The 11,860-nt window shown below is 71.9% G+C and carries 9 protein-coding genes and 1 pseudogene; 6 read left to right on the plus strand and 4 right to left on the minus strand.

Going from position 1 to position 11,860, the window contains the following annotated elements:
• The first annotated feature begins 12 nt into the window (after positions 1–12).
• On the plus strand, positions 13–2,127 hold the full coding sequence (locus C1I98_RS09855; RefSeq protein ID WP_111166845.1) for an ATP-binding protein: 2,115 nt from the start codon (positions 13–15) through the stop codon (positions 2,125–2,127).
• A gap of 633 nt (positions 2,128–2,760) precedes the next feature.
• A complete protein-coding gene (locus tag C1I98_RS09860) occupies positions 2,761–3,768 on the plus strand; it encodes a terpene synthase family protein (protein WP_233507628.1) in 1,008 nt (335 codons plus the stop codon).
• Here C1I98_RS09860 and C1I98_RS09865 read toward each other — a convergent pair.
• Complete coding sequence (locus tag C1I98_RS09865) at positions 3,758–4,150, minus strand: ankyrin repeat domain-containing protein (protein ID WP_111166863.1); 393 nt, start codon at positions 4,148–4,150, stop codon at positions 3,758–3,760. The genes C1I98_RS09860 and C1I98_RS09865 overlap by 11 nt on opposite strands.
• Before the next feature lie 95 nt (positions 4,151–4,245).
• On the opposite strand from C1I98_RS09865, the gene C1I98_RS09870 reads away from it, so the two are divergent.
• Positions 4,246–5,151: a proteasome assembly chaperone family protein gene (locus C1I98_RS09870; protein WP_111166848.1), complete on the plus strand. Its 906-nt coding sequence runs from the start codon at positions 4,246–4,248 to the stop codon at positions 5,149–5,151.
• A 38-nt stretch (positions 5,152–5,189) separates the two neighbouring features.
• Complete coding sequence (locus C1I98_RS09875) at positions 5,190–6,239, plus strand: Gfo/Idh/MocA family oxidoreductase (RefSeq protein WP_111166850.1); 1,050 nt, start codon at positions 5,190–5,192, stop codon at positions 6,237–6,239.
• 10 nt (positions 6,240–6,249) lie between these two features.
• Here C1I98_RS09875 and C1I98_RS09880 read toward each other — a convergent pair whose 3' ends face one another.
• Complete coding sequence (locus C1I98_RS09880) at positions 6,250–7,056, minus strand: tyrosine-protein phosphatase (protein ID WP_111166851.1); 807 nt, start codon at positions 7,054–7,056, stop codon at positions 6,250–6,252.
• Between the two features lie 153 nt (positions 7,057–7,209).
• Here C1I98_RS09880 and C1I98_RS09885 point away from each other — a divergent pair, with 153 nt between their 5' ends.
• The gene (locus C1I98_RS09885; RefSeq protein WP_111166853.1) at positions 7,210–8,166 is read left to right on the plus strand and encodes a hypothetical protein; all 957 of its coding nucleotides are present in this window, start codon (positions 7,210–7,212) and stop codon (positions 8,164–8,166) included.
• Between the two features lie 98 nt (positions 8,167–8,264).
• On the opposite strand, the gene C1I98_RS09890 is transcribed toward C1I98_RS09885, so the two are convergent.
• Together C1I98_RS09890 and C1I98_RS09895 are read right to left on the minus strand one after the other, a co-directional pair.
• Positions 8,265–8,738: an AAA family ATPase gene (locus C1I98_RS09890; protein WP_111166855.1), complete on the minus strand. Its 474-nt coding sequence runs from the start codon at positions 8,736–8,738 to the stop codon at positions 8,265–8,267.
• Between the two features lie 389 nt (positions 8,739–9,127).
• Complete coding sequence (locus C1I98_RS09895; RefSeq protein ID WP_111166857.1) at positions 9,128–11,233, minus strand: M6 family metalloprotease domain-containing protein; 2,106 nt, start codon at positions 11,231–11,233, stop codon at positions 9,128–9,130.
• A gap of 148 nt (positions 11,234–11,381) precedes the next feature.
• On the opposite strand from C1I98_RS09895, the pseudogene C1I98_RS09900 reads away from it, so the two are divergent.
• Positions 11,382–11,860, plus strand: a pseudogene (locus tag C1I98_RS09900) (PucR family transcriptional regulator); the annotation flags it as partial.

Raw genomic sequence — 11,860 nt, forward strand, 5'->3', positions numbered from 1 at the left:
GGTGAGGCGGCCATGGCAGCCCCAGCAGGATGGCGGCGAGAAGGCAATCTGCCCGCGGAGCTCACCAGCTTCGTCGGGCGGACCCGGCTGCTGACCACCCTCAAACGCCACCTTCAAGAGTCACGCCTGGTAACCGTGACCGGCATCGGCGGTGTGGGAAAGTCCCGTACCGCGCTCCGGCTCGCCCATCAGGTGCGGGCCGACTACGCCGACGGCGTGTGGTTCGCCGACCTCGCCCGTCTCCAGGACGCCGGGATGGTCGAGCACACCATCTCCGCGGCCCTGGGCATCGCCGACCAGTCGGCGCGGCCCGACCGCCTGACCGAGTGGGTCGGCGGCCGGGACATGCTGCTGATCATCGACACCTGCGAGCACCTGATCAAGTCCTGCGCCGTGCTGGTCCTCCAGCTCCTGAAGCAGGCCCCCAACCTGAAGATCCTGGCCACCAGCCGCCAGTCGCTCCAGGTCCCCGGCGAGCACGTGCTGCCCATCCCGCCGCTCGCCGTACCGGGCGACGACCCCGGCGAGGACCCTTACGGCAACGAGTCCGTCGAGCTGTTCTCGGCGCGGGCGGCGGCCGTGGTCCCCGACTTCAGGCTCGACGAGCACAACATCGGCGCGGTGGCCGAGTTGTGCCGCAGGCTGGACGGCATCCCGCTGGCCATCGAGTTGGCGGCGGTCCGGCTGCGCGCCCTGTCGGTCCAGCAGATCCTCTCGCTGCTGACCGACCGGTTCAGCCTGCTGGCCGGGGCCAGCCGTACCGCCCTGCCCCGGCACCAGACGCTGCGCGCGGCCATCGGCTGGAGCCACGAGATCTGCGAGCCCGCCGAGCGGCTGTTGTGGGCCAGGCTGTCGATCTTCGCCGGCGACTTCGAGCTGGACGCGGCCAGGGCCGTCTGCAGCGAGCCGGGCAGCCTGCCGGAGGAGCGGATCACCGACCTGGTCACCGGGCTGGTGGAGAAGTCGATCCTGCTGATGGACCAGCACGGCAAGGGCGTGCGCTACCGGCTGATCGACACGCTGCGCGACTACGGCCAGGAGTGGCTGGACAAGCTCGGCCAGACCGACGAGATGCGCGGGCGGCACCGCGACTACTACCTCAAGCTCGCTCAGACCGGTGAGCACGCCTGGTCGGGCATGCGGCAGGTCTACTGGTTCATCCGGATGCGCCAGGAGCACGACAACGTCCGCGCCGCGCTCGATTACTGCCTGCACCACGACGAGCACAAGAAGATCACGCTGGAACTGCTCAGCGCGCTGTGGTTCATGTGGGTGGCCTGCGGGCTGGCCCGCGAGGGCCGCCTCTACCTCGAACGCGCGCTGGCCTCCAACTCCGAGCCGAGCAAGGAGCGGTGCAAGGCCCTGTGGGTGCTCTCCTACGTGTGCAGCGCCCAGGGCGACATCGACGCCGCCCAGCACTGGGCCGAGCAGTGCAGCACCGAGGCGGTGATGGTCGGCGACTCCCGCTCGGTCATCCTGGCCACCAAGATGCAGGGCACCGCCGCCTCGCTCAAGGGCGACCTGAACAAGGCCACCGCCCTGCTCGGCGTGGCCATCGAGTTCAACCGGACGGGCCAGGAGCTCAATCCCGGCCTGCTCCCGGCGATCTTGGAGCTGGCCTACGTACTGATCGCCCAGAACGAGCCCGGCGAGGCCGAGGCGCTGCTCGCCGACCTGCGCCACACCTGCGAACAGCGCGGCGAGCTTTGGCTGCGCTCCTACGCGCACTGGGCCACCTCGCTGGCCCAGCGGGCCGCGGGCCGGGCGGAGGAGGCGCTCAGCAACGTCCGCGAGGCGCTGCGGATCAAGGCGCACTTCCACGACGTGCTCGGGGCCATGATGTGCCTGGAGGCGATGGCCAGCATCGCCGCCGACTCCGGCCAGGCCGCCCGCGCGGCCCACCTGCTGGGCGCGGCGGAGACCAACTGGCCGCTGTTCGGGCTGCCGCTGCTGAGTTCGCCGTTCTTCGGCGGCGAGCACGAGCAGAGCGTCAAGGAGTGCAAGAGGCTCATCGGCGAGGCGGCCTACGAGGAGCACTTCCGCCAGGGGGCGCGGCTCAACATGGACGAGGCCATCGACTACGCGCTCGACGACGATCCGGCGACACGGCCCGGCCCCGGTCCCTGAGCGGGGCCGCCTGCTGCGGACGGCCGGTCGGAATAGGCCGGCTCACCTGAATTCGCTTTCGCCGCGGGCGAGCTCCGAGAGCGCTTTCCGGTAAGGCCACCGGTCGCGGGTTGCGGTGGCCGGGCGCGCCGGGAAAATCGCCGGCGCTTTTGTCAGGACTTCTTTTCGCCGCCCAACGGGCGGGGACAAGGCCGCCCCGGCGCGCGCCGGGGCCGTGCGGCTCGCCGCCGCAGCGGACGCGTCCGGCGATCCCGTCCGGCGACCCCTCGACAGTACCCCAAAAATCCGATCGATATAGTATGAAACCCTGACGGACCGGCGATCCGTGGCGAACCGTACGGACCTTGGCGAGAGGGGTTGCTAGAGCGGGGCAGGCGGGTCAGCGTAGAGGAGCCGAGAACATCCGGCCCGGTGAGGGTGGAAATGGTGGGGGTTTGGGATGGTTAGGAGTGACTTGGCGGACAGGACCGCCTCATCCGAAATTTCGGGCATTCTGACATAACACACAGGCGCCGCTAGATCATGACGAATCGTGATTGATCCCCTGCTGCAGAGGGTATAGCCGCTTCCATCGTTTGCGGCCTATGGTGCTTATTGCTCCTTTCGCGACAGAACGGCTGTATGGAGGTATGTGTGGATAGCGTGGTACTGCCTGACTTGTGCGTACCGTTTCCGTCGCGTATCAATCCGTTCGAGGCCGAGGCGGCCGAGCACACCACCGCATGGGCCGCCCGGCTGGGCCTCATCGCCGGCGGGGCGGAGGCCGACCGGTTCGCCGGCGAGTCCTACGCGCGCCTGGTGGCCCGGCTGTATCCAGAGGCGTCACTGCCGGACCTGGCGCTCGCGGCCGACCTCAACAGCTGGTTCCATGTGTTCGATGACCAGTTCGAGCTGGCGGAGGTGGGCAGGGACCCCCGGCTGGCCCGGCGGCTGGCCGAGCGGGCCGAGGCGCTGCTGCGCGGCGAGCCGCCCGGGCCCTCGGCGGGGCCGGTGCTGCTGGGCCTGGCGGACCTCGGCGCGCGGATGCGGGTCAGGGCCGATGAGGCGTGGTGGCAGCGGTTCTCCGCCGACCTGCGGCAGTGCCTGGACGCGGCGATGTGGGAGGTGGACAACCGGGCGACGGGAAAGGTGCCGGACCCGGAGACCTACGTGGAACGCAAGCTGGACATCGCCTACGTCCCGCCGTCCTTCGACCTCATCGAACTGGTCGAGCACTTCGAGGTGCCGATGGCCATCCGCCACTCCCCCGAGTACACCGCACTGCGGCACGAGGCCGGGCACGTGGTGGTCTGCACCAACGACGTGATCGGCCTGCGCAGGGAACTGCTCCAGGGCGAGTTCCACAACCTGGTCATCGTGTTGTGGAAGGCCAACGGCGGGTCGTTGCAGGACGCCGTGGACCAGGTGGAACAGACGGTCCGCGACCGGATCGGACGCTTCCTCGCAGCCAAGGACGCCCTGGAGCGCCGGCTCGACGCGCTGCGCGCGAGCGAGCAGGTGCGCGTGGCCACCCGGCGGTGCGTGACCGGGCTGGAGGACTGGATGCGCGGCTACCTGGACTGGGCGCGCGAGACGCGGAGGTTCACCGACGCGGTGCTGCCCGGCGAGGTGGGCAGCTTCCACCACGAGCTCATCGACTGAACCAGCGCAGGAACTCCTCGTTGCCGAACATCCGCGCGGTGTCGGCCGCGGACGGCGTGCCCCGGCCGGGGTCGGCCCCCGCGTCCAGGAGCGCCCGCACCACCTCGGGCTCCTTCTTGAACACCGCGCCGGCCAGCGGCGTCTGGCCCCGGTCGTTGGCCCGGTCGGGGTCGGCGCCGCGCTCGGCCAGCGCGCGGACCGTGCTCGCGTGGCCGTGGTAGGCGGCCAGCATCAGCAGGGTGTCGCCCTTTTCGTTGGTGAGGTCGGCCGGCAGCCCGGCGTCGACGTAGGCGGCCAGGGTGTCGGTGTCGCCCGCCCTGGCCAGGTCGAACATCCGGGTGGCGAACTCCCGGACCTCTTCGCTCGGCTGCTCTGACTCCATGCTCGCCATTGTGCACCGGTAATGTGCGCACGGCGGAATCAGCGGTGCGCGGCGTAGGTTTGAGTGGGACAGGACTCACGAAAGGGTGGGGGAACGTGTTCGACCCGACGGATCTCTATCGGCTCGGCGATGACGTGCCGGAGCTGACCGATCCGGTGCTGCTCTACCACCTCGACGGGTTCGTCGACGCCGGAGGGGCGGGCAGGCTCGCGTTCGGCCACCTGCTCGACGAGCTGGAGCACCGCATCGTGGCGACATTCGACGTGGACCGGCTGCTCGACTACCGGTCACGCCGCCCGATCATGACCTTCGACACCGACAAATGGGTCGAGGCGGAGACGCTGCGGCTCGCCGTGCATCTCGCGCACGACACCACCGGCACACCGTTCCTGGTGATGACCGGCCCGGAGCCGGACCGCGAGTGGGAGCTGTTCGCCACGGCGGTCGGGCAGCTCGCCGCCCGGCTGGGCGTCGGCAAGATGATCACCGCGCACGGCATCCCGATGGCAATCCCGCACACCCGGCCGCTCGGGCTGACCGCGCACGCCAGCCGCCCGGAGCTGATCGGGCCGCAGAGCACGTCGTTCGGGCGGGTCCAGGTGCCGGGGAGCATGGCGGCGCTGCTGGAGTTCCGGCTGGGCGCGCAGGGGCGCGACATGGTGGGCTACGCCGTACATGTGCCGCACTACCTGGCGCAGGCCGAGTTCCCGCAGGCCGCGCTGGCCGCGCTGGAGGCCGTCACCAGGAGCACCGGCCTGGTGTTCCCGCTCGACGGCCTGCGCTCGGCGGCGGAGAAGACCACCGCCGAGATCGAGGAGCAGATCCAGGGCTCGGCCGAGCTGTCCACCGCGATCACCGGGCTGGAGCAGCAGTACGACGCCTTCGCCGCCGGTTCGGCGGGACAGAACCTGATGGCCGAGAGCACCCCCATGCCGACGGGTGATGAGCTGGCCGCGCAGTTCGAGCGGTTCCTTGCGGAGCGCGATGAGACGGAGAGCTGATCGCCGAGGTCAGCCCCATGATCCCCTAGAGTGGGAGGATGGGTTTCGAGGAGCTGCGCGCCGGTCTGATCGGCTACGGCACGGGGGGTGAGTTCTTCCACGCACCGCTGGTCGCCGCCACCCCGGGGATGCGCCTGGCCGCGGTGGTGACCCGCGACCCGGCCCGCGCCGCGCGGGTGCGCGCGGCGCACCCCGGCACCCGTGTGGTGGAGGCCGCCGAGCGGCTGTGGGAGCAGTGCGACGTGGTGATCGTCGCCTCGCCCAACCGCACGCACGTGCCGCTCGCGACGCAGGCGCTCACGGCGGGCCTGCCGGTGGTGGTGGACAAGCCGATCGCGGGCACGGCCCGCGACGCCGAAGGGCTGGTACGACTGGCCGCCGAGCGCGGCCTGATGCTCACCGTCTTCCAGAACCGCCGCTGGGACGGCGACTTCCGCACCCTGCTCGCCCTGGTGCGATCGGGCGAGCTCGGCGAGGTGCGGCGGCTGGAGTCGCGCTTCGAGCGGTGGCGGCCGGTGCCCAAGGGCGGCTGGCGCGAGGCGGGCGGCCCCGCCGAGTACGGCGGGCTGCTCTACGACCTCGGCAGCCACCTGGTGGACCAGGCGCTGCGGCTGCTCGGGCCGGCCGTCGAGGTCTACGCCGAGTCCGACGTGCGCCGCGCGGGCGTGGCGGGCGACGACGACACGTTCATCGCGATCACCCACGCGGGCGGCGCGCGTTCCCACCTGTGGGTCAGCGCCGTCGCCCCGCACCTGGGCCCCCGGCTGCGGGTGCTCGGCTCGCGGGCCGCCTATGTGAAAGAGGGCCTGGACGTGCAGGAGGAGCGGCTGCGCGCGGGGGCCCGGCCGGACGAACCGGGGTTCGGCGACGAGCCGCCCGAGCGGTGGGGCGTGGTCCGCGCGGGCGGCGACAGCCGCAGGGTGCCGACCCTGCCTGGGGCCTATCTCGACTTCTACCGGGGCGTGGTGGCGAGCCTGCGGGAGGGGGCGCCCCCTCCGGTCGATCCCTCCGGCGCGGTGGCCGCGCTGACCGTGCTGGAGGCCGCCAGAGAGTCGGCGGCCGGGCGCACGGTGGTCCGGCTCGGCTGACCCGCTGGGCTCACAGCGGGTCGCGCAGCCGGGCGCGCAGGGCGCGGGTGTCCTCGCCGGTCCAACCGTTGGCCGACAGCCAGCCGAGCGGCCCGCCGAAACGGGCGTCGAGCCCCGCGAGGAACCGCTCGATGTACGGCGCCCGGGGCAGGTGGTGATCGACCGGGCGCTTGTCCAGGTCCGCCCGGTACGTCTCGCTGGTCCGCAACCGGGCGATGACGCGGTGGATGCGGTCGGCGGTGGCCACGTAGTCCTCGACGATCGCCTCCCGGGTGGCCCCGGCGACGCTGAGCGCCAGCGCGCACACCACTCCGGTGCGGTCCTTTCCGGCCGCGCAGTGGACGAGCGCGGCTCCGTCTGCGCGGGCCAGCACGCGCAGCGCGGCGATCACGGAGTCGGGACGGTCGCGCAGGTAGGCGTGGTAGAAGCCGGCGACGCGCAGTACGGCGGGGTCGGTCTCCTCGCGTCCGGCCGTCGAGGGCAGCACGCGGTCGGTGTCCACGGTGTCGGCCTCGACGTCCGTGTGGACGCCGCGTTCGGAGAACAGCGTGTGGTGGTGGATCGTCACCTCGGACACCTCGGTCAGCGGCCCGGGGCCCTCCAGCGTCACCTCCGCGTTCGAGCGCAGGTCCACGACCTGCCGCAGCTTCAGCTCACCGACCAGGAACCCCATGTCGCCGGCGGTCAGACCTTGCAGATTGTCGGAGCGGAGGACCCTTCCGCCGCGAATGGCCCCGCCGTCGGATGTCGGTAATCCACCGAGGTCGCGCACGTTGGCGGCACCTTCGAGGTCGATCCAGCGCGTCACTGTGTCCATCCCCCCATAGGCTCTATAGCTATTACTGTCATATATCGCCGCTTACGGGTTAGGACAGGAGGTGTCGCCCTTCGGCGGTGTACGCCGTGCGAGGGCATCGAGGAGATCGGCGCGACGGGAGGGCCGGTGGACCCCCAGGCCAGGTACCGGCGAGTGCGACAAACACGTGCGCCACGCGCGGAGTTCGACCCCGCGCTCGACGGCGAGGTGCGGTGGCTGCTGCAGACCGGCCCGCTGGCGTTACGCGCCGCCAGGGCGCACCGGTCCAGGGACGGCGCCCCGGCCCCGCACCCTGGGGAGGGCCGCCCGAACGGGTTACGCCGGACCGCCCAGGCGCGCGGCAAGCGCAAGGCCGACCCTTTCCCGCTGTTCGCGCTGATCGGGTTTCTCATCCTGGTCGCCGGGCTGACCGACTTCCGCGGCCTGCTGGTCGCGCTCGCCGTCGCCGGGATGGTGGCGGCGATCCGCTGGGCCGCCGGGGAGTCGGGCGGCCGGAGCGAGCGGCGGCGGGCGGCGCTCGCCGTCGAGCACGGCGACCGGTACGTACTACCGGAGGACCTGGACCGGGACTGCGCCGACCTGCTGCGCCGCGCCCAGGAGGCGGCCGACTCGGTGCTCGCCTCCGAGATCAACCGGGCGGGTTTGATCGACACCATCGACAACGCGGTGACCCTCCCGGAGGAGACCTGGCAGATCGCCCGCAGGCTGGCCCGGATCTCCGCGGTGGCGGCCGAGCACCGCAGGATCGTGCCGAGAGATCTGCCCTATGAGGTGTCGCAGGCGTTCACGCCGTACGACGACGCGCTGGCGGCGGCGCTGTCCGCGCTGACGACCCGGGTCCGCGCGCTGGAGGACTACGCGCTCCAGGTCTACCGGGCCGACCAGGTCTACCGCGCCTTCCAGCAGCTTGAGGTACTGACCGAGCGCACTCCCGACTACCAGGACCTGCTCGCCGAGACGGTGCCGGGAGCGGATGCGGCGCCGCGCGTGGAGCGGCTGGCCGACCAGGCGGCGGAGGTGCGCGAGACGTTCCGGCGGAGCGTCGCGGAGGTCAGGAGGACGGGGGCGGGCCTGATCGGCGGCGGCCTCAGCGAGGATCCGGGGACCTGAGGCGCTGAGGTACTCGCGCACCCGCTTCATCGCCGCCTGGTCGCCGAGCGTGGCGAAGATGTCGTACGCCTCGCGCAGCGGGGCCTCGGCATCGTCCGTTACGGCGGCCGGCGGGAGGTGACGATGACCGCGCAGCCGGGCTCGGCGGGCAGCAGCGGCAGCACCTGATCGGCGTCGTCGGCGTTGTCCAGGCCGATGAGGATGCGCCGGCCCCTGGTCCAGGTGAGCCAGAGCTGGCGAAGCTCGTCGGTCCCGCCGGGGTCGGTGGCCAGGCGGACGCCCAGAGCGCGCAGGAACCCGGTGAGCACCTCCTTGGGATCGATGGGGGCGTCCACGCCGCGCAGGTCGGCGTACAGGCGGCCGTCGGGGAACCAGTCGCCGATCTCGTTGCCGAACATGGCGGTCAGGGCCGACTTGCCGACGCCCGCCCTGCCGTACACCGAGACGACGAGCGCGGAGGTCGCGTCGGGGCGGGCGGTGTGCCCGCGGCCGTCGAACCGCTCGGCGAACACGCCGCGCAGCTCCGCCAGCGCCTCCTCCTGCCGGTGAAGTGGGCGCTGGCCGGCGGCCACTGGTCGGGGGGCCGCCAGGAGGGGCCGATCTCCGGCTCCCGCGTCTTCTCCCCGCCGCCGGGCAGCCTGGCGTTGCCCCAGGCCAGCAGGCCGACCAGCAGGCCGGCCACGACGGTGACGCCGACCCTGGCCAGGATCGGTAACTCGAACACGTCGGGCGAGGTGGCCAGGATGCTGGCACCGGCCGCCGCCACCCCGGCCGCCGCGGGGGCGGCGACCCGCATGCCGCGGCGAGGGCGCGGACGCGCCCGCCTGCCGGTCCACCGTGTCGCCGCGGGCATCGGCCCAACCTCCGAAGGGAGAGATCGGCTCGGTGATTCGATTCAACCAGATGCCCGGGTGCCGGGGGCGTTCGCGGGGCGGGGAGTTCGACCGGTGCCAGTGGTGGTTCAGCGGTGGACGCGGGCGACGCAGGTGGCCGTCGCGGTCCTCGCCGGATCGCTCTCGGACCGTGCGGTGAGCGTGATCTTGCCGATCCGGTCGCCGCCCGCCCGCCTGGCATGGACCGGGACGAGCACCGTCTCCCCGAAGCGGGCCGTGGCCAGCTCGTTGGGCAGCGTGACCGACCAGCCCTTGCCGTGCGCCTTGGCCGACAGCCGGTAGACGTCGGAGCGCAGGTAGGACCCGACGTCCTCGGGGTGTTCGCCGCCCGGCGCGGTGGCCCTGCCGGTGTTGCGGAGCGGGAAGGCGCATCTGGCCCAGGAGCCGCCGGCCGGGACCCCGGCGGTGGACGACAGCCGTACGCCGCGCCGCTGCTCGCCCGCGCCGTCCAGGGAGCGGATCGCCACGGTGTAGGAGAGCACGCCGCGCCGGTCGCGGTGGACGTCCAGCACGTAGAAGTGCAGCCGGTTGGCCTCGTCCACGTACTCGAACTCGCTGCCCGACCCGGTCCCCGCGTGGAACAGCGCGTCGGAGAGCTGGCGGTAGTCGCCCACGGTGATCGGTACGGCGGTGCCGTCCGGCAGCACGTAGTCGGTCATCCCGATGTCCTGCGGATTGGCGTCGATCACCCACTCGAACGGCTTGAACGGCCGGACCTCCTCGTTCCGGGTCTTGGCGAGCAGCACGCCGGAATCAGGGGTGAAGGAGTCGGCGCCCATCCGGTCCACGACCTCGATGGTGTAGTTGTCGTAGCCGCCGCCGTCGCAGAACGGGTCCTTGGCGGGGTCGCAGGCCGGGCTCTTGTCGCCGGTGCCGAAGGCGACGTTGACCCCCGAAAGGCCCCTCCGCCCCGGCTGGACGACGCGGGCGGTGACCCTGGCCACCACGAGCCCGGACTCGTCCAGCGCCTCACGGGACAGGCGCAGCACGTTGTTCTCGTCCACCAGGCCCAGCTTGATCTTGTTGCGCAGCATGTGCTGGGCGCCCATCGAGCCGCCGCCGGTGGGCGGGATGCTCCACCTGCTGTGCGGCCCGCCGGGGCCGTTGAAGGAGCCGCGGCTGAGCATCTCCCAGATGCCGGTGTAGGCGCGGCGCGGCGGCACGCCGTAGGGGTTGTTGTAGTTGTCGCCGATGCCCAGGATGTGGCTCAGCTCGTGGGCGAAGACGCCCTGCCCGGAGCTTTCCGCCTGGGTGGAGGAACCGGCCTCGGCGTTGGGCCACATCGACGACGCCGACGCCCAGGAGGTCCAGTCGACGTAGCGGGTGTTCGCCCAGTTGGGGAGGGCCGGGTCGGGGGACCCGAAGTCGTCGGTGACCTGCTCCTTGGCCGGGAACTTCATCATCCCGAACTCCTGCCAGGTGGCCGACTCGTCCTGCCCGGCGCTGAGGAAGAAGACGAAGTCGAATCCGGCGGGCACCTGCTGCCCGACGTCGGCGATCCAGGCGGCGCGGCCGTCGGCGCGCAGGTTGCGGTCGCACCTGTCGCCGGCCGGGCAGGCGCCGTTCCCCTGGAACTCCATCCCGTACTCGTGGTCCTTGCCCGGCATCTGGTAGGGGCCGAAGGCGGTGAGGTCCACGCCGTAGCGCCCGCCGGAGTCCTCCATCCAGTACTCGTGGATGGTGTGCCCGCGGTTGGTCTGGTTCGGGGTGTTCAGGAAGTCCTGGTAGAACCGGGCGACCTGGTCGCGGGGGATGTCGTGGGCCTCTGCGCTCGGGTTCTCGAAGACCGTGGAGCCCCGCGGCTGGGTCACCACGAACGGCTGGTCGGGGTAGTCCAGCAGGACGAGCGCGCCCTTGAAGGTGCGGACCGAACCCTTGACCGTGGGGTCGGCCCAGTTGGTGCCGGGCGGTCTGCGGTAGTCGGCCCACGTCATGTGGTCGGGGTTCTTCCAGTTCTGGGGGTCGATCGGGGCCGGGTCCCCGGCCGCGACCCGTATCCGCGCGCCCGGCCCGTCGCTCTGCCACGGCTGGGCCTGCGGCCAGTGGTCGTACCGCCAGGGGTGCTCGGGCTGCGGGGGTGGCTCGGCGGCGGCGGGCACGGTCGCGCCCGTCACCGCCAGCGGGACGAGCAGGGCCGTCGCGATCAACGACCTGACGAACCTCCGGCTGCTCACAGCATCACCCCTCCGCGCTACGGCGTGCGCCACGACACACTCAGCGAAGGACGCTACAGACGGGCTTGACGTAGATCACCGAACAGTTGTAGGGAAGGTTCGCGGTCATTTTTCCGACAGTTGACAAAAATGGCTGATCGGAGGTGTCATGGCCGGCGATCTCCAGAGCCTCGTGGACGATCTCGCGTCCCGGCTGCGCCGGCCGCTGCTCCTTGAGGACCGCCTGCAACGGGTGGTCGCCTACAGCGAGCAGGACGGGCCGATCGACGACATCAGGCGTGACTCCATCCTGCGCAGGCACACCGCGCCGGAGGTCCGCGAGTGGCTGCGCGGGGCGGGCATCCACGAGTCGGCCGGGCCGCTGCGCACCCCGGCCGCCCCCGGGCTGGGCCTGTTACCCCGGGTGTGCCTGCCGGCCAGGCACGGCGGGCGGCTGCTCGGGTTCCTGTGGTTCATCGACGCCGGGCCGTGCATGACCGACACGGAGGTGGAGCTCGCCGCGCGGGCCACGCCCGCGGTCGCGCTGGCGTTGTTCCGGGAGAGCATGGCCAGCGGGCTGGCCTCACGGCGGGAGCTGGAGGCGGTGACCGAACTGCTGGCGGGCGCGGCGGGGGCGGCGGCCAGGAC

Origin of the sequence: Spongiactinospora gelatinilytica, from assembly GCF_003236385.1 — a bacterium.
Taxonomy (GTDB): Bacteria; Actinomycetota; Actinomycetes; order Streptosporangiales; family Streptosporangiaceae; genus Spongiactinospora; species Spongiactinospora gelatinilytica.

Bases quoted from the DNA above. Each gene is read 5' to 3' on its own strand.
- C1I98_RS09855 (WP_111166845.1), top strand. From the start codon at position 13: ATGGCAGCCCCAGCAGGATGGCGGCGAGAAGGCAATCTGCCCGCGGAG.
- C1I98_RS09865 (WP_111166863.1), bottom strand. From the start codon at position 4,150: ATGGAGTCAGAGCAGCCGAGCGAAGAGGTCCGGGAGTTCGCCACCCGG.
- C1I98_RS09880 (WP_111166851.1), bottom strand. From the start codon at position 7,056: ATGGACACAGTGACGCGCTGGATCGACCTCGAAGGTGCCGCCAACGTG.
- C1I98_RS09875 (WP_111166850.1), top strand. From the start codon at position 5,190: ATGGGTTTCGAGGAGCTGCGCGCCGGTCTGATCGGCTACGGCACGGGG.